This window comes from Acinetobacter sp. ANC_7588 (genome assembly GCF_056783995.1).
On sequence record NZ_JBWYIU010000010.1, the window covers coordinates 123,386 to 148,242 of the forward strand.

The following is a 24,857-nucleotide window of genomic DNA, read 5'->3' on the forward strand; positions in this document are numbered from 1 at the left end:
TTATTTTGAAGATAGTTTATCAATGATGAACGGCACAATGTCATTGACAGCTACTTGTGTCTGCTCTGCTGTAGCCAACGCTTTGACTGAAAGTTGTTGCGCCTCAGCTTCACGCTCACCAAAGATTAAGGCATAAATTGCACCAGACTGATCCGCTTTTTTCATTTGACTTTTCATCGAGCCTTGAGAGCCAACTTTCAGACGCACTGAACTGCTTGCAGCTTCAAATTGATCTCGGATTTGTTCAGCTAGAACTAAAGCTTTGCCTTGCGTCGCAGGATCTGCAAGTAAAAATACTTCACAATCACGTACTGGTGTATTGTCTTCTACTTGTTCTAAAAGAAGCAATAAACGCTCAATACCCATTGCAAAACCAACCGCAGGAACCGATTGATCTGGTTTACCTTTTAACTGACCCACTAAACCATCATAACGACCACCAGCACAAACCGTACCCTGTGAACCGAGATGTGTCGTCGTCCATTCAAATACAGTTTTATTATAGTAATCCAAGCCACGAACCAACTTTTGGTTAATGACAAATGAAATACCTGCATCAGTTAGATATTGCTGTAATTGTTGGAAATGTGCCAGCGTCTCCTCACCCATAAAGTCATGAAGTTTAGGCGCATTTTCTAAAATGCTTTGAGTTTTTGCATCTTTAGAGTCCAAAATACGCAGTGGATTCGTCGTTAAACGACGCTGCGAATCTTCATCTAAATCTGACTTATGTGATTCTAAAAACTCAACCAAGGCTGCACGATAAGCTGCACGCTCATCTGACTCACCTAAAGTATTAAGCTCTAATTGAACTTTGTCCGCAACACCCATCCGTTTCCACAGACGCGCAGTCATCAAAATCAGTTCAGCATCTTGATCAGGAGTTGCAACACCAAACGTTTCCACACCAAATTGATGGAATTGACGGTAACGACCTTTTTGCGGTTTTTCATAACGGAACATCGGTCCAATATACCAAACACGCGGTGTCGCACCACGAAGCAAATTATGTTCGAGCATAGCACGTACACAACCCGCAGTACCTTCAGGACGTAAAGTCAAAGACTCAGGAGGATTACCTTTATCTAAAAACGTATACATCTCTTTTTCAACGATATCCGTTGCATCACCAATAGAACGCTTGAACAAGTTTGTCTGTTCAACCATCGGCAAACGAATTTGTTGATAGCCATAGACATCCATCAAACCAGACAGATGCTGTTCAAGACGTCTCCAAGCTGGGGTTTGCGTTGGGAGAATGTCATTAAAACCTTTGATTGCGACGATTGAACTCATGATCTACTCAGAAAAACCTGTGCGAATAATCTCTTTTGATTTAGCTTTTTCAAGCTCGTTAACACGTTGACGAACCATATTTTCGATTTCGTCAACCAATTGATTTGTGTCAATTAAATGACTCTTTTCACCATTACGATACACCAGTGAACGTGGACTTGCGCCCACTACACCAATATCAGCTTCTTTAGCTTCACCAGGACCGTTGACTTTACACCCGATGACAGAAACATCCATTGGAGTACGTACATCTTCCAAACGCTCTTCAAGCATTTGCATCACTTTGATGACATTAAATTCTTGACGTGAACAACTTGGGCAAGCAATAAAGTTAATACCATTTGAACGTAAGCCCAAAGATTTAAGAATATCAAAACCAATTTTGATTTCTTCCTCAGGTTCCGCTGCTAATGAAATTCGCATGGTGTCGCCAATGCCTTCCATTAACAATCCGCCCAGTGCAATTGCCGACTTCACCGAACCAGTACGGTAAATTCCAGCTTCAGTCACCCCTAAATGTAAAGGATTGTCAATTTGTTGTGACAACAAACGATAAGCATCCATCGTCAAAAAGACATTCGATGCTTTCACTGACACTTTAAACTCTTGGAAATCCAAACGATCTAAAATATCAATATGACGCATTGCTGACTCAAGCAAAGCTTGACCTGTTGGCTCACCATATTTCTTTTGAATATCTTTTTCGAGAGAGCCTGCATTGACTCCAATTCGCATTGAAATATCGTTGTGACGAGCCGCAGCAACCACTTCACGAATCTTTGCTTCTGAACCGATATTCCCTGGGTTAATACGCAGACAATCTGCACCCAAATCTGCAACAGCTAAAGCAATTTTATAGTCAAAATGGATATCGGCAACGAGTGGAACTTGCACTTGTTTACGGATTTCTCCAAAAGCAGTAGCGGCTTCCATACTCGGTACAGACACACGCATAATATCCGCACCAGCATCCACACAACGTTGAATTTGTGCAACTGTTGCAGCTACATCACAAGTTTCAGTATTGGTCATGCTTTGAATACTGATTGGCGCATCGCCACCCACATACACAGAACCTACGCGAATTTTACGCGTTGGTTTGCGTCGAATCGGATTCTCGATCATCGTTTTACCTTTAATCCATTAACGTGATAAACGGAATTCAGCTTTTCCGTTTACGGTATATGGTGACAATGAAATATTTTCATTATTTAAACTCAATGAAACGGCTTGAGCATCATCTAATCGAATTTGGAATGGAGACTGTCCATTCAAACTAATCGCAGTTGATTGGCGTCCAGTTGCTAAAACTTTACCCGTACTGTCCACAATGTGTACTGATGTAGGGCGGCTAAAACTGAGATTCATCGTATCGCCTGATACTGCTTCAGTCGTGCCTGTACCATTGTTTAAGGTCAGAATTTGGACATTGTTGGATTGATTCGTATCAGAGTTTGACGAATCGCCTTTAGCAGCCCATTTTTGGATTGCGGAGATTAATAGCCAAGCCACGCCCAAAATAATTAACGCAATCACGATGCGTTTAATCCACTTGCGATTACGTACGCTTTTCGAGCCAGGAAGTTTCCCCATAATTTTAATTGGAGAATTGTTCAAAGCATGATTTGGCAGTAAACCTGTATCATTTTGATAGATTTCATCAAAACGTTGAATCAAAGCAGAGGCATCAACTTTGAGATACTTCGCATACGAACGATAATATCCCTTAATGAAAGTCGCTTCTGGCAACGATTTGTATTCGTCTTGCTCTAACGCTTCAAGCGTTTTTACTGGCATTTTCAAATCACCAGCAACTTTGACCAGATCACGTTGTTGAGAAATACGGATTTGACGCAAATACTCGCCAGGGCGTTGAATATTTCCTAAAGCATTAGGTGCTACGTTTGAACCAGTAGGTTGCTGTGAATTAGGATTTACTTCCATACGGCCTCAGTATTGAACTGTAATTGCAAATAACGTTGAAATTCTTGACTATTTGGAAATAAAGTACGCAACTGATTCACCAGCACATACATTCCCGTTCTATCACCATTGGCACGTGCGATACGTAAACCAATCCAGAGTGCTCGCGCACCTTGATTTTGCTGGCCAACTTTGAGTACAAATTGCTCATATAGCTGACGCGCGGCAATATTATTCTTTTGCAGATAAAATATCTCTGCTAACTCTATCATTGAAACAGTCGAGTCACGATTGACTAGCAGTGCTTGTTTGAACGTTTTTTCAGCATTCGGTATATCCCCTAGAATGAGATAAATCCGCCCAAGGTTTTCTAATGCACGATGACGTTGGTCATATCCAAGCGTTGCGCCTGCAATTGAAAGCTGTTTAACAGCATCATTATATCGCTTCACTTGATACAAATACGTACCATAGTTGTTACGTGCTTGCGCATTTTTAGGATCAATTGAAATAGCACGAGAAAAATAATGATCTGCACGTTGCATGTTGATGTCACTTCCTTCTTGCTGAAGCAACACCCCCATCATCATATTTGCAGTTGAATCGCGCGAATTAACCTCTAATGCCTGATCAAGCACACGTTTGGCAGCATCTAAATTCCCATTCCGAATATATTCAGCCGCCATTTGGGTACGAACTTTCACTGATTTCTCAGGATCCTTTTTGCTCGTATCGCCACTGGTAGTTTGGCATCCAAAGAAAAGCAATCCAGATAAAGCGACTGTCATCGTCATGACTATTTTTTTATACATCGGCTTGCTCAAATGATGCCTCCCTCTTTTTAATCATTCACATCTAAATGATACAACTAGCCTTGTGAACGCATAATTTCATTACGTTCTAGCACTTTTTTCTTCCATTGTTCTGCACGACGAGTACGGTCAGCCACTTGACCAACCAATTGACCACAAGCTGCGTCAATATCATCCCCACGTGTCTGACGAATCGTACACACAAAACCAGCATCAGACAAAGTTTTTTGGAAAGAAATGATGCGATTTCGGCTCGAACGCCCGTATGGTGCATGTGGGAATGGATTAAATGGAATCAAGTTAATTTTACTTGGTAAATTTTTTAACAACTTAATCATCTGCTGTGCATGTTCAGGATGATCGTTGACCCCGTCTAACATGACATATTCAATTGTGACATGCTTACGTGCACTTTCATTACCATCTTTAGTGATGTAACGCTGACACGCTGCAATGAGTTGCTCTAAGGGATATTTTTTATTAATTGGTACTAATTCGTTACGTAACTCATCATTGGTTGCATGCAATGAAATTGCAAGCGCAACATCGATGTCTTGAGCCAATTGATCTATCTTCGGCACAACCCCTGACGTTGACAATGTGACACGGCGTTTAGACATTCCATAGGCGAAATCATCAAGCATGATACGCATTGAATTAAGCACAGCGTCATAGTTCAATAATGGTTCGCCCATACCCATCATTACCACGTTGGTCACAGAGCGCTCACGCTCAGCAACTGGCACATCTTCCATATAGGAATAGTTCGCCATCCACAACTGACCAATAATTTCAGCCTGTGTTAAATCGCGTTGGAAACCTTGTTTTCCTGTTGAACAGAACGAACAGTCCAAAGCACAACCGACTTGTGATGAAATACATAACGTTTTACGCGAACCCGTTTTATCCTCAGCAGGAATCAGTACTGTTTCAACCAAAGAACCCGCACCATCACCTACACGGAATACCCACTTACGTGTTCCATCTTTAGAATAGTTTTTATGCACGACTTCTGGTGCTTTAATTTCACAAATCTTTTCAAGTTTTTCACGTAATTTCCCTGAAATATTAGTCATTTCAGCAAAATCAGTAACGAAGAACTGATGAATCCATTTCATCACCTGACCCGCACGGAACTTTTTCTCCCCCATATCCTCAAAGAATTTTTCCATTTGCGGACGTGACAGGCCAAGTAAATTCACTTTCTGTACAGTATCAGCCTGCTGTACTTGAACAGTAGTGGGCTGTTGTTCATCTAAATTGACGGATGAAGCGACAACTTCAGAATTCATGAGTATTACCTAAACCATAATGTGGGATAAAAGAACATGCTCAATTTTCAAGCAATAAAATCTTTCAGAAATAAAAAAACCAGATAAGCAGTATAGCACTTATCTGGTTTGAATACTGCGAATTAACGAGTACGTGGAGCGATCTCAGTTTGAGCGAAGAAGTAGTTAACTTCACGATCAGCAGATGCTACAGAGTCAGAACCGTGAGCAGCATTTTCGTCGATGCTTACAGCGAAGTCAGCGCGGATTGTACCTGGAGCAGCTTCTTTAGGGTTAGTAGCGCCAAGGATGTCACGGTGAGCAAGAACTGCGTTTTCACCTTCAAGAACTGATACAACAACTGGACCAGAAGTCATGAACGCAACGAGGTCAGCAAAGAAACCACGTTCTTTGTGCTCAGCATAGAAGCCTTCAGCTTCAGCTTGAGTTAAATGTTTCATTTTAGTCGCAACGATTTTAAGACCAGCTTTTTCGAAACGAGCAAAAATGTCACCGATGTGGTTTTTAGCAACTGCATCTGGTTTAACGATAGATAAAGTACGTTCAATAGCCATGATTGGCTCCTTTAGTCAAATTGACATGAAAATTTTGGCGCATTATACCGAATAATGCGCGATTATCTGCTTTTCGCGTGTAAAAAAATGGTTTTTTTCGATCGATGAATTATCGAGCTTCGTCAATCCAAGCCATTTGAATTGCTTCTAACAATCCTTCTGTTGATTTGTTTGGATCATCTTCGAACTCTGGAAGCGCACAAACCCATGCATGAAGATCAGTAAAACGGATCCATTGTGGATCTACATCTGGATGGGCTTCATACAGTTCAATTGCGATATCAAGGGTGTCTGTCCAACGTAAACCCATACTTATTCCTAAATCATCTTTGGTGAATTCATGGCTTAATTTTAGCAAAAAGCAAATCAAGACGTACAATTATATTGCTTTTGTACGCCTTATCATGCAATCAACTTACCCTCACAATATGATATTCAATGCTGGAGCAGCTAAGATAATACCACTCGCAACCGTCGCCCCAATTAAGGCTCCAACTAAAACATCAGTTGGGTAATGCAATCCCAATACCATGCGCGACAACGCAACCAAAATGGTAAATGGCATCATCATCACCAGCAAGACAGGCTCTACATAACCCAATACGATTGTTGCCATTACTGCATGCAATGTATGACCAGAAGGAAAACTAAAATGATCTAGTGGTCTTTCGCCAATATGAATAACTTGGTGAACTTGGTATGGTCGTGGACGTACTGTTTTTGTTTTTAAAATTTTATAAATCAGCGTACCTAACGAAGCAGCAACAACAATATATAAAATTTGAATAGTGTATTGCGGTCCTTGCAGTAGCCACACCAACGCCACCATCATGTACCAAAAAACTCCATCTCCGAGCCGACTAATAATTTTAAATATGAGTGCAATACTTTGTGTATGCGATAGATTATTGAAATAGAGACATCCTCTTAGATCAAGATCGAGTATTTTTATTTTGGTATTTTTAAAATTCATTTCACTCTACTCCTATCGTTCAAGCCATGAGCGTTTTCTGCTGCACGACACGATAAAATGCATGTTCGAGTTGTTGAACTGGATGTTGCCATCCGACTTGTTGTACTTTTTTCATTGCTTGCATCCCCATTGCATGCAAGCGTTTGTTCTGGGGCAGATTAATAATATATTGAACCAAGGTTGCAGGCTCACCCAAAGGTGCTAACCATGCTGTTTCCGCATCTAAATACTGCTTAGCACAAGCATAATCATAAGCAACGACAGGCAATGCACTCGCCATCGCTTCAAGCACGACATTGCCAAAAGTCTCTACTTGACTGGCAAAAACAAATACATCTGCGCTTGCAAATGATTCAGCAAGATTTGTACCACTTAAGCTTCCAGTAAAGATGATATCGGTATGTTTGCTTTGACGAACCAAACGCGAATAATCGGGCCCATCCCCCACGATGACCAACTTAAATCTGCGCGTTGTTTGTGTTTTAAGTTTTAAATAGGCATCAATTAACACCTGAATTTCTTTTTCAGGTGAAACACGACCAACATAAAGCAGGACAGTTGTATTCTCACAAGCATCCCATTGTCGTCTGAGTTGCACACTTCGAAAAGTAGGTGAAAACTTTTCAACATCCACCCCAGTCTTAATCACTTCAACTTGACATGTAACACCAAAGTTACGTATCGCATCAGCCGAGTCCTGACTTGGTACACAGGTCAATTGCGTATTGTTATGAAACCATTTGAGATAGTGCTGAATCGGCTTGACCATAAATGCAAGATCATAAAAACGACTAAAGTCATGAAAAGCAGAATGAAAACCACTACTCACAGGAATCTTTTTGTTTTTTGAGAGCTGAAGTACCGCTAAACCTAATGGTCCTTCCGTCACGATATGCACCAAATCTGGTTGAAATTCATCAAAAGCTTTAGCCACTTTGCCATACTGTGGCCAGCCAAATTGCATATGGGCATACTTCGGAATGGTTTGACCATTCACCAAACACTCACGATTCGGTGAAAATTCCGAACATATTTGTTTTTGTGAAGGTCGCACCAATAGAATTTTGTGACCAAGTTTCTGTAGACCTTTGCAAATCTGTAGTAAAGACAATGAAACACCATTCAGTTCTGGCGGCCATGTCTCCGTAACGACAGCTATTTTTAATCTAGATCGCCCCAATTGCTCAAGCACCGATACATCACGATCGGAGTTTTGATTTTTAAATTTTAGCCTCTGGTGATCATATTGCGTTGTCGATCTAGGCAATACAGTGTCCATGATTCCCATCATCACACCTCTTTTGTATTTTTTTCATACTTTTACTTTAGAGATGGATCATTTCATTATGATGATGATTTCATTAAATACTTGTCATAATTAGAATAGATGACTGATTCACCGACCACCCTCAAACACGCGACAAGAATCTACAAATTCAAGATAACTTAGTGAAATAAAGTACGATGCACAGCAAAAAATAACGCTTGCTCAAAATCAATAACAGGTTTCAACCATCCTGTTGCAGCAACTGCAAGATGCGCTTTCTCACCCATTATTTTTAAATCGGGTTGATTCAATGTTGCTGTCATTGCTCGTTCGAACATATCTAGATCACCGAGAGGGATCAGCCATCCCGTTTCATTGTGCACAACATGCAGTTTGGCACATGCATAATCATAAGCCACCACAGGCAAGCCACTTGCCAATGCTTCAAGCGCGACATTTCCAAAGGTTTCAACTTGACTTGGAAAAATAAACACATCTGCACTGGCATATGCACATGCCAAATCATCACCAGTCAAACTTCCCATAAAAATAATATCAGGGTGATGATTCGCAAGGTCTTCAAGCCTTACTCGATCTGGCCCATCTCCGATAATTACCAATTTAGTATAATGATCAACTTCACCTTTCTTTTTCAAAAAAGTCCGAATAATCTGGTCTACTTCTTTTTCAGGTGACAACCGACCAACGGAAATCAGAACTCGTGTATGCTCATTTGCATTCCATTGCTCTCTGAGCAACTCCGATCTTTTATTCGGATTAAATAATTGGGTATCAACACCTCTCCCCACCACCCTTAACTCACCGCTTACTCCCATTTGTTTTAAAGCATGCTGTGTATCTAAACTTGGCACACAAGTCACGTCTGTCTTATTGTGAAACCATGTTAAATATTTTGAGATAGGTTTAACGAGAAAAGGAAACTCAAAGTATCGACTAAACTCTTGAAAGGCAGAGTGAAAACCACTTGAAACAGGAATATTCTGAGATTTAGCTACCATTAGACTCGCAAATCCCAATGGTCCCTCTGTCACAATATGCACAACATCTGGCTTAAATACCTCAACCGCTTTTGAGATTTTAGAAAACTGTGGCCAACCGAACTGTAAGGTGGGATATTTCGGAATCGCTTGAGCATGCACCCAACACTCTGCATCAGGTTTAAACCGTTTAGATTTCACTTTGGGTTGGGGACGTATCAACAAAATTTGATGACCTCGCTTCTGCAAACCCAGACATAAATTCATCAGTGAGTTTGCAACACCATTAATCTCTGGTGACCATGTCTCAGTCACAATGGCAATTTTTAATTGAGGATGTCGTTTATGCTGATCAGCATCAGGAAGAAGAATAAAATCCTCAAATGACGTATTTTTTTTGATATCCAATAATTCAAAGAGTTTTTTTTGTTTTATGACTTGCATGTTTAGGAGTGCCATCATCACACCTTTTATTAATGTTATCCCTAAAATTTAAAAGAACATAATTTCAATATGATGATGGTTTCATGACAGCCTTGTCATAAGGCTCATTCAGATTTTCACATTTTTAAGGCTCTTGCTCTTGCACACGATCTACATCGCTGCCTAGCTCATTCTCTTGCTCTTGACCAAAGTTAACTGGTGGTTCTTCAATCCGTTTTTCCAAGTTTTCTCCTTGAAGTGCTACAGAGGATTCTAATGATGTCCGATCTGCTAATTGTTTAGTTTCTTGTTCAGCATTTACTGAAACTGGTTTCAAAATGACTTCAACAATTGTATAAACCTGTCCATTAGAAAAATCGATGTGCTGTTTATCACCATGTAATAGTGGAAATCCAACGATTTGCTCATAATGCTCTGCACGGTTAAATTTTTGTTGAACAGAATCATAAATCCAGTAAATAAAACGACGATCTTGAAGCGTTTTATCCTCTGACAGATCAGAGAGCACTACATCATAGTAACCATCAAAATTCACACCCATATAACCAATACTATTGGGAAACGCTTGAAAGCCTTCAAGTATTTGCAATCTTTTTTGATTGACTTTGTCAAACACCTCGATACGTGTCATTAATCGTTTGAAAGGATGGTCAGCTTTAGATATGCCATAGAAATTAAAACTCACATCAGACGTATTTTTTACTTTAAAAGCAGGCTCGAATTTCTTTGTTCGAATCACACCTGCATGATTGACCAATGTAGATTTAAATACATTCGTTTTATAGTTAAGCTGTCCTTTCAACTCTTGAATTGCATTTGAATCATCACTCGGTTGTTCTGCTTTAAAAAAACTTGATCGCCTTTTTGCTCCCCTTTAAATTGGATAGTGACGTTGTCTTTGAGGGAAGTAAGCGTTGCATTGATATGCGAACATTATCTAAGACAAGCTCAGCATCACTATTTGGCGTTTTTTGCTCAATATCAGTTGTTTGTTGCGCCCATCCACAGATTGGCAAGATCGCCAATAAGTAACATACAAACGTTAATTTCATTCCCAACCTCAATCCTTGAGTTATTAAGTGTTCTTGTTAGATACTGATTATTCTGTTTAGCTAAGCCTCTGTCGACTGCAACTTAATCTACCTGTCATTGAGTTACTTTTTAATGACTATTTTTATCATGCCTGTCGTCTTTTTTTTCAATGCATTACGAAAAGGCAAGTCTCAGAATTCAAAGTTTCTAAAATAGTGGTAACCTATTATCAATAATCCAAGGTATGAACGAGTACAAAACACTGTTTTTTTTACGAAGTGCAAGGAAGCAGTGCCATACTTTGAATAAAATACAAGAAATGAAAAACACTGCCTTACCTTGAGGCACACAATTTTAATTAATAATCTGATCCATTTTTTAAGACAAAAAAAGCCCACTCATTTTGAGTGGGCTTTCGCATTCAAATCAGATGATTCGAGAACTTAGTTCTTTTCTTTATCAACGATTTTGTTTGCTTGAATCCAAGGCATCATCGCACGCAATTTAGCACCAGTTACTTCGATACCGTGAGCAGCATTTTGACGACGACGAGCAGTCATAGATGGGTAGTTTAACGCACCTTCTTGGATGAACATCTTCGCATATTCACCAGATTGAATACGTTTAAGCGCATTGCGCATCGCTTCACGAGACTGTTCGTTGATTACTTCAACACCAGTAACGTATTCACCGTACTCAGCATTGTTAGATACAGAGTAGTTCATGTCCGCGATACCGCCTTCGAACATTAAGTCAACGATCAATTTAAGTTCGTGTAGACATTCGAAGTAAGCCATTTCTGGTGCGTAACCCGCTTCAACAAGAGTTTCGAAGCCCATTTTAACCAATTCAACAGCACCACCACAAAGAACTGCTTGCTCACCGAAAAGGTCAGTTTCAGTTTCTTCACGGAATGAAGTTTCGATAATACCTGTACGACCGCCACCAACACCTGAAGCGTAAGAAAGCGCAAGATTACGTGCATTACCAGAAGCATCTTGGTGAATCGCGATAAGATCAGGAACACCTGAACCACGTTGATATTCAGAACGTACAGTGTGACCAGGTGCTTTTGGAGCAACCATGATTACGTCTAAGTCAGCACGTGGAACAACTTGGTTATAAAGAACAGAGAAACCATGAGCAAATGCAAGAGTAGCACCTTGCTTGATGTTTGGCTCAATTACATCACGGTAAAGTTGAGCTTGGAATTCATCTGGAGTCAAGATCATTACTACGTCAGCTTGAGCTACAGCAGCAGGAACTTCAGCAACTTTAAGACCAGAATTTTCAGCTTTTTTCCAAGAAGCAGAACCAGCACGTAAACCAACAGTTACGTCAACGCCAGAATCTTTAAGGTTAAGCGCGTGAGCGTGACCTTGTGAACCGTAACCAATGATTGCTACTTTCTTAGATTGGATGATAGATAAGTCGCAGTCTTTATCATAAAAAATTTGCATTGCTGTCTCCGCTAAAATGCTTTGGCTTCCGTTTGATTAGCGAATGTTAATGTGGTTCGCCAACCCCCTCCTCTCGGAGGAGGGAAGAATTTGTTAATAAAAAATTAGATTGTTAAAACTTTTTCGCCACGTGCGATACCAGACACACCTGAACGTACAACTTCAAGAATGGTATTCTCTGCCAAAGCATCAATAAAACCATCAATTTTCTCAGTTGTACCCGCGATTTGAATCGTGTAAGTCGTTGGTGTTACATCCACGATTTGTCCGCGGAAGATATCTGCTGTGCGTTTAATTTCAGCACGCGCAGAACCCAAAGCTTTTACTTTGATTAACATCAATTCACGTTCAATGTGTGAACCTTCAGAAAGGTCAACCACTTTAACCACTTCAACAAGTTTGTTGAGTTGTTTTGTGATTTGCTCAATCTTGTGATCATCACCATAAGTCGTCAATGTCAAACGAGACATTGTTGGGTCTTCTGTTGGCGCAACGTTCAAAGTTTCAATGTTATAACCACGTTGTGAGAACAAACCCACTAAACGTGAAAGCGCGCCAGATTCGTTCTCAATGAGAACAGAGATGATATGTCTCATGCTGTGCGCTCCCCTTTAGATAACCACATATCTGTCATAGATTGACCCGCGATTAACATCGGATAAACATGCTCAGTACGGTCAACCATCACGTTGATGAATACACATTTATCATTAATCGCCATTGCTTCTGCAAGCTTCGATTCAAGCTCATCCGCATGATCAATTTGAATACCTACATGTCCGTAAGCTTCCATCAACTTCGCAAAGTCAGGCAATGACTCAACATATGAACTTGAGTGACGACCTTCATAATTCATATCTTGCCATTGCTTCACCATACCTAAAGCACGGTTGTTTAAGCACAAGATTTTAACATTTAGGCCATATTGCTTACATGTTGAGAGCTCTTGGATACACATCTGAATGGATGCTTCACCTGTAATACAAACAACTTGTTGGTCAGGGAATGCAAGCTTAGCCGCCATCGCATATGGAAGACCAACACCCATCGTGCCTAAGCCACCTGAGTTAATCCATTGACGTGGACGTGTGTATTTGTAATACAACGCACCAAACATCTGATGTTGACCAACGTCAGAAGTGATGATTGCTTGGCTGTTCGTTACTTTATCTAAAGCTTGAACAACTTGTTGAGGTTTCATCGTACCGTCAGTTGGTTTTTCATATTTCAAACCATGAACCTGACGCCACTCATTGATTTGTTTCCACCAATCCGCAATAGCTTCAGGGTTCGGCTTAGAAATATTCAGCTGTTTTAATTGCGCTAACATTTCTTGAAGAACTGGCTCTACCGCACCCACGATTGGGATATGCGCCATGATTGTTTTTGAAATCGTAGCAGGATCGATATCAATGTGAATCACTTTCGCATTTGGACAGAATTTTGCAGGATTATTGGTTACACGGTCATCGAAACGTGCGCCAACACATAGAATCACATCAGCGTGACCCATGGTCATGTTCGCTTCATATGTCCCATGCATACCCAACATACCAATAAATTGAGGATCATTACCAGGGAATGCACCTAGCCCCATCAATGTATTGGTTACTGGATAACCCAATAGATGTGCTAATTCAGTCAATAAATGTGATGCATTGCCTTGAACAACACCACCGCCCGTATAAATAATAGGACGTTTAGCATTGATCAATTCATCAATAGCTTTGCGGATCTGACCAGTATGACCACGATGTGGCGGCTGGTAAGAGCGCATTTTTACTTTTTCAGGGTATTCGTATGCAAATTTTTCAGCAGGGTTTGTTGCATCTTTTGGAATATCAACAACCACAGGACCTGGACGACCTGATGACGCGATATAGAAAGCTTTTTTAATAACCGCTGGAATTTCACTCGCATGACGCACTTGGAAACTGTGTTTCACGATTGGACGAGAAATACCAACCATATCCGTTTCTTGGAATGCATCTTCACCAATCAAATGGCTTGCAACCTGACCAGACAAAATCACCATTGGGATTGAGTCCATGTAAGCTGTCGCAATTGGTGTCACAGTGTTAGTCGCACCTGGACCCGAAGTCACCAGTACAACACCTGTCTTACCTGTTACGCGCGAGTATGCATCTGCCATATGACCAGCAGCTTGCTCATGACGCACGAGGTAATGATTAATTTTGTCTTGTTTGAATAGCGCGTCGTAAATGTGTAAAACTGCGCCGCCTGGATATCCAAAAACATGTTCAACGCCTTCGTCCGCCAATGCGCGAACAAGCATTTCACCACCAGATAAAAGTTCCAACGTATTCACCCTAATCTTATTTCCACGACGGTTATGGGAGACATAAGTCGTGTTTCATTCATTCGTTTGTATGCACTGTTATAGCACACATATTTCATCGTTTTTGCTGCAATAATAAAATTTTTCGATCACAACCGTTTGAGTTGCGACTGCATATTCAACATGTTGGGATAAACATATTTCTGCTATTTCATTGTCTCGGCTTAGAGACAACGTTATTGCAAGCTATGATATTTATTCGAAGGGTGATCGAACAAAACATATAAAACTAGAGCAGCATTTTTAGTTTTTTCACGACCAAAGTCAAGGTTTGCCGAAACCTTTTTATTGTTTATTTACCAACCGATTATTTTTCAAACGATAACTTTTGGTTGGATGATTTATAAAAAAAATTTCAAACACTTATTTTTAATATTTATATAAAACAATTTATACGCAAAATGATTTTTTTGATTAAAATAAAACCAATTAATCTTCATCAGTATCCTGCAAAATGCTGCGATATAAACGTGTAAAAGAACTCACTCCCCTCATATTTCTTTATAGGTGAAGTCATGAATTCACTAGCATCATCTTTAAAACTTTCTTGTTTAGCATCAACGGTTGTTTTCGTTTCTATTTATTCATCTATGGTGCAGGCAAAAGAATATTACAAATGGGTCGATCAAAATGGTTCAACCCACTACACCACTACCCCGCCACCAAAATCAGCAAAAAAGAAAGGTAAAGTTGAAACATATGGTTGGAAAGCACCAACAACCTCAGTCAATACCAATACGAACCCGAGCGAAGCTCCTCAAACCTCACAGACTCAAACGATACCAACGCAACAGCAAACAAACGGTGCTTCAAATACTGAGTCACAAAACACAAATGCTGCTCCATTAAGCGAAACTCAAGTTTCAAATGAGTGAAATTGTCTTTTTGATCTTAATTTAAGTTTTGCATCCATTTTCAGTCTGTAAAATTCACTTTTAGGTGCGTTTTGCGCTATGCTGTGCGCTAAATTTTTTAACCGTTCTCTTGTATTACGTATATGACTACTCACATTGACTCTGAATACCAAGCCAGTGCGATTGAGCCCCAAGTTCAACAGGACTGGGAATCTCGCAAAGCCTTTAAAGTTGCCGACACTGTAGAAGGTCCACGTCGATATATCCTCTCGATGTTCCCTTACCCAAGTGGCAAACTGCATATGGGTCATGTACGTAACTACACGATTGGTGATGTGATCAGCCGCTTCCACCGTTTAAAAGGTGAAACTGTATTACAACCTATGGGTTGGGATGCGTTTGGTTTACCTGCTGAAAATGCTGCGATTGCACACCAAGTTGCACCTGCAAAATGGACCTTTGAAAATATCGATTACATGCGTAATCAGCTTAAAAAATTAGGTCTTGCGGTTGATTGGGATCGTGAATTTGCAACGTGTACACCAGAATATTATCGCTGGGAACAATGGTTATTCGTTCAGCTTTATAAAAAAGGCTTAATCTACCGTAAGCTTTCAACGGTAAATTGGGACCCTGTAGACCAAACTGTACTTGCAAATGAACAAGTAGAAAATGGTCGTGGTTGGCGTTCAGGTGCCTTGGTTGAAAAACGTGATATTCCAATGTACTACTTCCGCATCACTGACTATGCGCAAGAATTACTTGACGATTTAGACACACTCAAAGACGGTTGGCCACAACAAGTCCTTACGATGCAACGTAACTGGATTGGTCGCTCACAGGGTATGGAAATTACCTTCCCTTCAGCAAATCCTGAAATTTATGCAGATGGCTTAACAGTCTTTACCACGCGTGCCGATACCTTAATGGGCGTGACGTATGTTGCTGTTGCAGCAGAACACCCTATGGCGCTTAAAGCTGCTGAAACTAACCCTGAATTGGCTGCATTTATTGAAGAATGCCGTATGGGTTCTGTGGCAGAAGCAGATCTTGCCACTGCTGAGAAGAAAGGCATGGCGACAGGTCTTTCTGTGAAGCACCCTGTCACAGGTGAAGAAGTTCCTGTTTGGATCGCAAACTATGTATTGATGTCTTACGGTTCAGGTGCGGTGATGGCAGTGCCTTCACACGATGAACGTGACTTCGAATTTGCCAATAAATATAGCTTAAAAATCAAGCAAGTCATTGATGCGAAAGGCGCTGATGATAATGATTTTGATGCGAAAGAGTGGCAAGAATGGTACGGTTCAAAAGAAGGTAAATTGGTCAATTCAGGCGAATTTGACGGTTTAGACTTCCAAGGTGCATTTGATGCTTTCCTTGCAAAATTAGAACCACAAGGTCTCGCGAATGTAAAAGTTCAATTCCGTTTACGTGACTGGGGTGTATCTCGTCAGCGTTATTGGGGTTGTCCGATTCCAATGATTAACTGCCCAACCTGTGGTCAAGTGCCAGTTCCTGAAGATCAACTTCCTGTTGTACTTCCAACTGACGTTGTACCTGATGGTTCAGGTAACCCTCTCAACAAGATGCCTGAGTTCTATGAAACGAAATGTCCAAGCTGTAACGGTGATGCACGTCGTGAAACAGATACGCTGGATACATTTGTAGAATCATCTTGGTACTATGCACGTTATGCATCTCCAGACTTTACTGGTGGTATGGTTAAACCTGAAGCGGGACAAACTTGGCTTCCTGTAAACCAATACATCGGTGGTGTTGAACACGCGATTCTGCATTTGTTATATGCACGTTTCTTCCACAAATTGATGCGTGATGAAGGTGTAGTACAAGGTAACGAACCATTCACCAACTTGTTAACGCAAGGTATGGTACTTGCTGATACCTATTACCGCGAATCTGAATCAGGTAAAAAAACGTGGTTCAACCCTGCTGACATCGAACTTGAGCGTGATGAAAAAGGTCGTATCACATCTGCAAAATACAAAGGTGATGGTCAAGACGTTATCGTTGGTGGTCAAGAAAAAATGTCGAAATCGAAAAATAACGGTATCGACCCACAATCTATTATTGACCAATACGGCGCAGATACGGCACGTGTATTTATGATGTTCGCTGCACCACCTGATCAATCACTTGAATGGTCAGATGCAGGTGTGGAAGGTGCAAACCGCTTCTTAAAACGTGTATGGCGCTTGGCAACTGGTTTCCTTGAACAAGGTAATACTGCATCAGCGATTGATAAAGCTGCGCTTTCAACTGCGGCTCAAGACTTACGTCGTAAGACTCACGAAACCATCCAAAAAGTGGGTGATGACATCGAACGTCGTCATGCATTTAACACTGCGATTGCAGCGATGATGGAACTTCTGAATGCAAACAATAAGTTTGAAGCGAAAGATGACAACGATGTTGCTGTTGCACGTGAATCTATTACAACGCTTTTAACTTTGCTTGCACCATTTGCACCGCATTTAAGTGAAACATTATTGGCGCAGTTTGGTATCGAGTTAAATGCAACATTATTCCCAATCGTGGATGAATCTGCATTAACACGTAATTCGCAAACAATCGTGGTTCAGGTGAATGGTAAACTTCGTGGTAAGTTAGAAGTGTCTGTAGATGCATCTAAAGATGATATCTTGGCAATGGCAAAAGCATTACCTGAAGTTCAACAGTTCTTAACTGGCCCAACTAAGAAAGAAATTGTGGTACCAAATAAATTAGTAAACTTGGTGGTTTAAGGCCTTTAAGCCTCCCTGAGTAAGATATAAAGCACAGCTTTAGATCAAAGCGCAAGAAAAGGACTTGCGTAGCGATGCTACTCAGGAGGGATTTAATTTCCCTTGCGAAGCATTGCTTCTCACCTCTTTTAAATAAGAGGGGAATATAAGGATTTCACAATTCCCAAACAAAGCCCGTTGCCAGTCAACGGGCTTTGCACATACAATCAGAATATTCAAAATTTATCCTGAGTCTCAGGAAATACACAGAGGATCTACAATGCATTTGAGCAAACGTTTAGCTATTGCTGTTCTAACTTTAGGCTTAAGCGCAACTATGGTCGGCTGTGGATTTCATCTAAAAGGGACCAATCCAACTTCAACGCCACTGGCTTATACAAAGCTTGAATTAGCACTCCCTGCCAATACTTCTGATTTAGAGCGTAAACTCAGTGTTTATCTCACTGCTGCAGGTGTGCAACTGAGTAATTCCAACGATGCATATGTATTACGTATCATCGACTATAAGCCAATTCGCCATGAGCTCAACGGCAAACTCATTGAAGTTCTACTCAGACTTTCTGTGACTTTCCAAATCGAAGATCGTCAAGGTAACTTGGTGACAAAACCTCGAACTTTAACTGCGACACGTACATATCAATATAATGTTGCAACCGTGAACACAGATGATCAACAAAATAAATATCTCAGTGAAATCTTAATTGACGATGTCGCTCAACAGATCTCTCGTCAAATTGCTGCAAACCGTCTGCCAAAAGCAGAAGCAAATGTACTGTTACCTGTGCAACAAACTTTTGAACCTACTGCCTCTGAAAATCCGTAACTCAGAATGAAGTTAGATTATCTACAAGCATTAAAACGTGCAAACGAAGCACGTGGTGCATGGGTATTACATGGTCAAGAACCTTTACTTGAGCAAAATCTTTTAGATGCTTTCCGTCAAAGTTGGATCATCAATCACGTGGAAAGAGAACGCTATGACATCCAAAGCGTTGCTGATTGGAAAAATGTATTTAATGCACTCAACAGCCTTTCTCTTTTTTCACAAAATCTCGCAGTAGAGGTCCATGGCAACATTAAGCCAGATGCCAATGCGTTAAAGTTACTCAAGCATTATATCCAGCATAATGAACACAACTTGTTGTTGATCATTATGCCTAAGCAAGATAGCAGTAGCTTAAAGTCGGCGTTTTTTCAAACGATTGAAGCCAATGGCGTCTTGGTTCCTCTTACAGCAACTTATGCGCAAGATCGTCAGCGTATACTCAGCATAGAAGCTGATAAAATTGGGATTCAACTGAGCCAAGATGCATGGCAATGGCTCGAAGTCCACCACGAACATAATTTATTGGCTGCTAAAAACAGCTTAATGCGTCTGGCAGACACGTTCCCCGATGTACAGCATCTTGAAATGCAACATTTGCTCGAATGCTTACAAGATCAATCACGCTATACCACTTTTGACTTAAGCGATGCATTAATTTCAGGCAACCTAAGCCAAGCGATCAAAATATACCAATATTTAGTCGAAGCTGGCGAACCACATAGTGTGGTCTTATGGACGGTAAGCAAAGAAATGCGCTTACTGATGCAACTTTTTGAGCAACCACAAAATGCATTACAACTCGGCATCTGGAAAACCAAAGTCAGTCTTTATCAACAAGCCTTGAGACGTCTTAATCCCAAGCAATTTCTCACATGGCCACAATTGCTATTAAGAATCGATGCTGCCATCAAAGGCAAAAATAATGAAAATCCAGAACACCTCATACAACAAGCCATTGCTGAATTATGTGGAAAAACCTTGTTTGCTTAGTTAACGAGCAAGGTCTATTTATAACTATAAAAATGATTATTGATTTTATTTAAGAAAAATACACTTTTTATCCTTATTTCATCATTATAATTCTCTCAATTTCCGTCATTTTTCAATATCGCCATGCAAAAAATAAAACCAACGAAATTGATTATCATCGCGATCATTACGATTGCAGCTATCGCTTTAGCTTGGTATTTCTTTAAACCTAAAGATGAGCAACCTCAGTTTATTACCGCTGAAGTGACACGTGGTGATATTGAAAACTCTGTCCTTGCAACAGGTGTATTAGAAGCGACCAAAATGGTTAGCGTTGGTGCACAGGTTTCAGGTCAGGTAAAAAAAATGTATGTACAACTGGGTGATCAAGTCAAACAAGGTCAACTGATTGCTCAAATCGATTCCGTTCGTCAGGAAAATGATCTAAAAACAGCTGAAGCCAGCATTAAAAATCAGTTGGCTCAATTGGCAGTCAAACAAGCAAATCTGACTAAAGTTGAGGCGGAATATAATCGCCAAAAAGCCATGTATGCCCAAGATGCAACTTCTCGTGCCGAATATGAGTCCGCATTAGCAAGTTATAAAACTGCTCAAGCCGATATCGTCGCGATGAATGCTCAAATCGAGCAATCTCGTTTATCACTGGCTACGACTAAAGAAGATTTAGGCTATACCCGTATCGTTGCTCCGATGGATGGCACAATTGTGGCAATTGTGACTGAAGAAGGTCAAACAGTGAACGCGAATCAAAGCGCGCCAACCATCGTGAAATTAGCAAAACTTGACACCATGACGGTTAAGGCTGAAATTTCTGAAGCAGATGTTATGCGTGTTGAGGAAGGTCAAACTGTTTATTTCACTACTTTAGGTAATAGCGAGAAAAAGCATTACGCAACACTGCGTCAAGTTGAACCTGCACCTAACTCAATCAATACAGAAACCAACAACTCAAATTCATCTTCATCAAGTACAGCTGTGTATTACAACGCTCTATTCGATGTTCCTAATGAAGATGGAAAATTGCGTATTGATATGACTGCACAAGTTTATATCGTGTTAGATGAAGTAAAGAATGCACTGACTATTCCATCTTCTGCTGTTCAAAGCTCAAATCGTCCTGCTCGCCAGCGTGGTGCAAATGCGGGTTCAAATGCACAAGAACCTAATGAAAAAGCTCGTGGTGAAGGGCGTGCCGAACGTTCATCAGCTGATCGTCCTAAGCGTTTAGAATTAACCGCTGAGGAAAAGACATTAGTCGATCAAGGTAAAGCTTCCATGGCTATGGTACGCGTACTTCAAGCAGATGGCACAGTCAAACCGACCCCTGTTCTTATCGGTCTAAATAACCGTGCAACAGCACAAGTTTTACGCGGTTTAAAATTAGGCGATAAAGTTGTAATTGCTGATGGCTCTGATTCATCAAATGACTCAGCTAAACGTGGCGCACGTGGTGGCGCTGGCCCAATGAGAATGTAATTATGAGTCAGACGAGAATGCCTCTACTCGAGGTCAAAAACCTGACCCGTGAATTCCCTGCTGGTGAATCTACTGTGCAAATTCTAAAAGGGGTAAATCTTGAGATTTATCCTGGAGAATTGGTTGCCATTGTAGGTCAATCAGGCTCAGGAAAATCAACACTGATGAACATCTTAGGATGTTTAGATAAACCGACCAATGGTAGCTACAAGGTTAAGGGACGCGAAACACGTGAGCTAGAACCAGACGAACTTGCTCAATTACGCCGTGAATATTTCGGATTTATCTTCCAGCGCTACCATTTACTTGGTGACTTAAATGCAGCTGGTAATGTCGAAGTCCCTGCGATCTATGCCGGCGCTGATGCTTCTGAACGCCATGATCGTGCGGTTCAACTTTTGTCTGATTTAGGTTTAGGTGAAAAAACCCAAAACCGCCCAAGTCAACTTTCAGGTGGTCAGCAACAGCGTGTTTCGATTGCTCGCGCGTTGATGAATGGCGGTGATGTTATTCTCGCCGATGAGCCTACTGGGGCATTAGATAAAAACAGCGGTATTGAAGTGATGCGTATTTTACGCGAGCTGAATGCCAAAGGTCATACCATCATTCTCGTTACTCATGATCACAATGTTGCCAAAAATGCGACTCGTATTATTGAGATTTCAGACGGTAATATTATTTCAGATGAACCCAATGTTCCTGAGATTGATGATGGCTTTGAACGTGAAGAATTGATTCGTGCTGAGCAAAAGAAAACATCGTCTTGGCGTTCAGCTTTAGACCGTTTAGGTGAAGCTTTCCGCATGGCGCTTCTGGCCATGAATGCTCATCGAATGCGTACTTTTTTGACTATGCTCGGAATCATTATCGGGATCGCATCTGTCGTTTCGGTTGTCGCACTTGGTAATGGATCACAAAAACAAATTTTAGAAAATATTAGTAGTTTGGGGACCAATACCATTACGGTCTACCAAGGACGTGGTTTTGGTGATAACTCCCGATCTTCTCAGGCCAAGACCTTAATCCCTGCTGATGCTGATGCATTAGCGGAACAGCCTTATGTCGATGGAGTCAGTCCTTCAGTCAATAGTTCTGTCACAGGAAGATATAAAGATGTAGAGGCATCCACAACGGTCAATGGTGTCAGCGAAGACTTTTTCTATGTGCGTGGTTTAACGTTTAAATCAGGTCAACCATTTGACAAACATAGTGTTACTGAACAAGCCCAAGATGTTGTGATTGATACCAATACCCAAAAGACATTCTTTAGCGATGGTACGGATCCTATTGGTCAAGTAATTCTATTGGGCAGTGTACCTAGTCGTATTATTGGTATCGTAGATGCTCAACAAGGTGCAATGGGTAATTCAGATAGTCTCAATGTCTATCTCCCTTACTCAACTGTCATGAGTCGAATGCTTGGACAGTCGAATGTGAGAAGCATCATCGTTCGTGTAAAAGATGAATATTCAAGCACAGCTGCTGAAAATGCAATCTTGAATTTACTCGTTCAACGTCATGGGGCTCAAGATGTCTTCACACAAAATGCGGACAGTATTCGTGAAACCATCCAGCAAACTACCGCTACAATGACTTTACTTATTTCTGCGATTGCTGTGATTTCTTTAGTCGTTGGTGGTATCGGTGTCATGAACATTATGTTGGTGTCTGTCACTGAACGAACGCAAGAAATTGGTGTGCGAATGGCCGTGGGTGCTCGACAAAGCGATATTTTGCAACAATTCCTGATTGAAGCCGTATTGGTCTGTATTTTAGGCGGTATCCTTGGGGTGTTGTTATCACTAGGTATTGGTCAGCTGATTACACACTTTGCTGGTGGCACGTTCCAAATGGCGTATTCAACCACATCAATAATAGCCGCATTCGTTTGTTCAAGTTTAATCGGGATCGTATTCGGTTTTATCCCAGCACGAAATGCTGCTCGCTTAAATCCTGTCGATGCACTGTCAAGAGAATAATAGGGTACAACTATGCGTAATCAACTTCATAAACTGTTCATGACCTTAGCATTAACAGGCTCTTTAGTCGGTTGTGCGGCTGTAGTGAAAACGCCTTATCAAGCTCCTGCAGTCGATATTCCACAGGGCTTTCAAAACAGCCAACAACTCAGCCAAAATATCCACCAACAGGCTTTTCATGATCAATGGTGGACATTATTTGGTGATGCACAGCTCAACCAATTGGTTGAACAAGTGATTGCCCGTAATACTGATTTAGCTGTTGCTGGGATTAATTTGCAACAAGCACGCATTCAAGCCAAGCAGTCTGAAAGTCAGCAAGGTGTGCGTATTGGCAATGCAGGTGCATCGGTCGGTCATCGCTTTAGTTTAGATGGTGATGGCGATTCTTCAAATGGTATTTCACTGAACTATCCCGGCTTAAGCTATGAGCTAGACTTGTTCGGTAAATTGGCCAATCAAACTGAAGCATCTCGATGGGAAGCACTTGCGACTGAGCAAGATTTACAAGCCACTGCACAAAGCCTGATTGCGACAACTGCACAATTGTATTGGCAATTGGGATATCTCAATGAACGTCTGTCTGTGGCTCAGCAAAATTTAGCAAGCACCCAAAAAACTTATGAATTGGTGCGTACCCAATATCGTGCTGGGGCTGTCTCTGGACTTGATTTGACTTCAGCCGAACAAGCAGTTCAAAGTCAAAAAGCTACGTTAAGCCAGATCGAACAGCAAAAAGTTGAAACACGGACTGCTCTTGCAGTTTTACTGAATCAACCTGTTCAACAGTTGAATATTGCGGAGCCACAGCGCTTACCACGTTCTGCCCTACCTCAAATTCAATCGGGCTTACCTGCTGAACTTTTATCCCGTCGTCCTGACTTGCAGGCAGCTGAGTTACGTTTACGTAAAGCATTGGCGAACAAAGATGCCAATAAGGCCAGCTATTATCCTTCGATTAATTTAACTGGCAGCATTAGCACAGGAGGCGCAAGCACGTCACTCAGCAACGTGCTGTCGAATCCTGCTGCGATATTGGGTGCGGGTCTTACGCTCCCTTTCCTGCAATGGAATGACATGAAGCGTGATTTGCGTGTCAATGAACTTGAATATGAAAAGTCTATTATTCAATACCGTCAGACGCTATATAAAGCATTTGCCGATGTTGAAAATGCGTTATCCGCACGTAATGAAATAGACAAACAAGTGGCACTACAAGAACGTAATGTGCAACTGGCTGAGAAAACAGAACAACTGACCCAAGTCCGTTATAAAAATGGTGCAATTGCACTTAAGAATTTGATCGATGCCCAGCGCACGACACGTGAAGCACATTTGAGTTTGGTTCAGGCTAAACAGACGCAGTACAATGCTTATGTGACGTTATTGCAGGCTTTGGGCGGTAGTCCGATTCAGCAATTGCCTTAAATAAAAAAAGCCCGTCAGGGCTTTTTTTAAACTCATCTATTTTCAAGTTGTATTTCAAACTCTAACAATATAAATACTATAAATTTGATCATCATAATATTACAAAACCAAACTTATCCATATCTATAC

At 41.0% G+C, this 24,857-nt stretch carries 22 protein-coding genes; 7 read left to right on the top strand and 15 right to left on the bottom strand.

Features of this window, described 5'->3' with window-relative positions:
• The 15 genes from hisS to AC1M9J_RS10860 form a co-directional block, all read right to left on the bottom strand.
• Positions 1-1,296 carry a histidine--tRNA ligase gene (gene hisS, locus AC1M9J_RS10790; RefSeq protein WP_481952302.1) on the bottom strand — a complete coding sequence of 432 codons (1,296 nt, stop codon included), beginning with the start codon at positions 1,294-1,296 and terminating at the stop codon, positions 1-3.
• A gap of 3 nt (positions 1,297-1,299) precedes the next feature.
• A complete protein-coding gene (gene ispG, locus AC1M9J_RS10795; protein ID WP_481591683.1) occupies positions 1,300-2,421 on the bottom strand; it encodes a flavodoxin-dependent (E)-4-hydroxy-3-methylbut-2-enyl-diphosphate synthase in 1,122 nt (373 codons plus the stop codon).
• Between the two features lie 18 nt (positions 2,422-2,439).
• Positions 2,440-3,240, bottom strand: a complete 801-nt coding sequence (locus AC1M9J_RS10800) for a RodZ domain-containing protein (RefSeq protein ID WP_481591682.1) — start codon at positions 3,238-3,240, stop codon at positions 2,440-2,442.
• On the bottom strand, positions 3,231-4,031 hold the full coding sequence (gene pilW, locus AC1M9J_RS10805) for a type IV pilus biogenesis/stability protein PilW (protein ID WP_481952303.1): 801 nt from the start codon (positions 4,029-4,031) through the stop codon (positions 3,231-3,233). Before pilW ends, AC1M9J_RS10800 begins: the two co-directional genes overlap by 10 nt.
• Positions 4,032-4,087: 56 nt before the next feature.
• Complete coding sequence (rlmN, locus tag AC1M9J_RS10810; protein WP_035265621.1) at positions 4,088-5,323, bottom strand: dual-specificity RNA methyltransferase RlmN; 1,236 nt, start codon at positions 5,321-5,323, stop codon at positions 4,088-4,090.
• A gap of 122 nt (positions 5,324-5,445) precedes the next feature.
• On the bottom strand, positions 5,446-5,877 hold the full coding sequence (ndk, locus tag AC1M9J_RS10815; RefSeq protein WP_035265623.1) for a nucleoside-diphosphate kinase: 432 nt from the start codon (positions 5,875-5,877) through the stop codon (positions 5,446-5,448).
• Between the two features lie 109 nt (positions 5,878-5,986).
• Positions 5,987-6,187, bottom strand: a complete 201-nt coding sequence (gene iscX / locus AC1M9J_RS10820) for a Fe-S cluster assembly protein IscX (protein ID WP_035265625.1) — start codon at positions 6,185-6,187, stop codon at positions 5,987-5,989.
• Between the two features lie 111 nt (positions 6,188-6,298).
• The gene (locus AC1M9J_RS10825; protein ID WP_035265627.1) at positions 6,299-6,850 is read right to left on the bottom strand and encodes a phosphatase PAP2 family protein; all 552 of its coding nucleotides are present in this window, start codon (positions 6,848-6,850) and stop codon (positions 6,299-6,301) included.
• Positions 6,851-6,869: 19 nt separating this feature from the next.
• The gene (locus AC1M9J_RS10830; protein WP_481610165.1) at positions 6,870-8,141 is read right to left on the bottom strand and encodes a glycosyltransferase family 4 protein; all 1,272 of its coding nucleotides are present in this window, start codon (positions 8,139-8,141) and stop codon (positions 6,870-6,872) included.
• A 155-nt stretch (positions 8,142-8,296) separates the two neighbouring features.
• A complete protein-coding gene (locus AC1M9J_RS10835) occupies positions 8,297-9,574 on the bottom strand; it encodes a glycosyltransferase family 4 protein (RefSeq protein ID WP_481952304.1) in 1,278 nt (425 codons plus the stop codon).
• 109 nt (positions 9,575-9,683) lie between these two features.
• Positions 9,684-10,361 (bottom strand): hypothetical protein, encoded by a 678-nt coding sequence (locus AC1M9J_RS10840; RefSeq protein ID WP_481596013.1) that lies wholly within the window; start codon positions 10,359-10,361, stop codon positions 9,684-9,686.
• Positions 10,362-10,401: 40 nt separating this feature from the next.
• Positions 10,402-10,611 carry a hypothetical protein gene (locus AC1M9J_RS10845; RefSeq protein ID WP_481596012.1) on the bottom strand — a complete coding sequence of 70 codons (210 nt, stop codon included), beginning with the start codon at positions 10,609-10,611 and terminating at the stop codon, positions 10,402-10,404.
• 423 nt (positions 10,612-11,034) lie between these two features.
• The gene (gene ilvC / locus AC1M9J_RS10850) at positions 11,035-12,051 is read right to left on the bottom strand and encodes a ketol-acid reductoisomerase (RefSeq protein ID WP_035265630.1); all 1,017 of its coding nucleotides are present in this window, start codon (positions 12,049-12,051) and stop codon (positions 11,035-11,037) included.
• 104 nt (positions 12,052-12,155) lie between these two features.
• Entirely contained in the window at positions 12,156-12,647 is a 492-nt protein-coding gene (gene ilvN / locus AC1M9J_RS10855; protein ID WP_035265631.1) for an acetolactate synthase small subunit, read from the bottom strand.
• The gene (locus AC1M9J_RS10860; protein WP_035265632.1) at positions 12,644-14,371 is read right to left on the bottom strand and encodes an acetolactate synthase 3 large subunit; all 1,728 of its coding nucleotides are present in this window, start codon (positions 14,369-14,371) and stop codon (positions 12,644-12,646) included. The genes ilvN and AC1M9J_RS10860 overlap by 4 nt, the downstream gene beginning before the upstream one ends.
• A gap of 554 nt (positions 14,372-14,925) precedes the next feature.
• Here AC1M9J_RS10860 and AC1M9J_RS10865 point away from each other — a divergent pair.
• The 7 genes from AC1M9J_RS10865 to AC1M9J_RS10895 all read left to right on the top strand — a co-directional run bounded on the left by AC1M9J_RS10865 (position 14,926) and on the right by AC1M9J_RS10895 (position 24,728).
• On the top strand, positions 14,926-15,285 hold the full coding sequence (locus AC1M9J_RS10865; protein ID WP_481587145.1) for a DUF4124 domain-containing protein: 360 nt from the start codon (positions 14,926-14,928) through the stop codon (positions 15,283-15,285).
• A 122-nt stretch (positions 15,286-15,407) separates the two neighbouring features.
• Complete coding sequence (gene leuS / locus AC1M9J_RS10870; protein ID WP_481596011.1) at positions 15,408-18,029, top strand: leucine--tRNA ligase; 2,622 nt, start codon at positions 15,408-15,410, stop codon at positions 18,027-18,029.
• 259 nt (positions 18,030-18,288) lie between these two features.
• Positions 18,289-18,852 (top strand): LPS-assembly lipoprotein LptE, encoded by a 564-nt coding sequence (locus tag AC1M9J_RS10875; RefSeq protein ID WP_035270158.1) that lies wholly within the window; start codon positions 18,289-18,291, stop codon positions 18,850-18,852.
• A 6-nt stretch (positions 18,853-18,858) separates the two neighbouring features.
• Positions 18,859-19,845, top strand: a complete 987-nt coding sequence (gene holA / locus AC1M9J_RS10880; protein ID WP_481952305.1) for a DNA polymerase III subunit delta — start codon at positions 18,859-18,861, stop codon at positions 19,843-19,845.
• Positions 19,846-19,968: 123 nt separating this feature from the next.
• Positions 19,969-21,321, top strand: coding sequence for a MacA family efflux pump subunit (locus AC1M9J_RS10885; RefSeq protein ID WP_481596009.1), 1,353 nt, complete (start codon positions 19,969-19,971; stop codon positions 21,319-21,321).
• Positions 21,322-21,323: 2 nt separating this feature from the next.
• The gene (locus tag AC1M9J_RS10890; RefSeq protein WP_481591671.1) at positions 21,324-23,300 is read left to right on the top strand and encodes a MacB family efflux pump subunit; all 1,977 of its coding nucleotides are present in this window, start codon (positions 21,324-21,326) and stop codon (positions 23,298-23,300) included.
• Between the two features lie 12 nt (positions 23,301-23,312).
• Positions 23,313-24,728 (top strand): efflux transporter outer membrane subunit, encoded by a 1,416-nt coding sequence (locus tag AC1M9J_RS10895; RefSeq protein WP_481952306.1) that lies wholly within the window; start codon positions 23,313-23,315, stop codon positions 24,726-24,728.
• Positions 24,729-24,857: the final 129 nt, after the last annotated feature.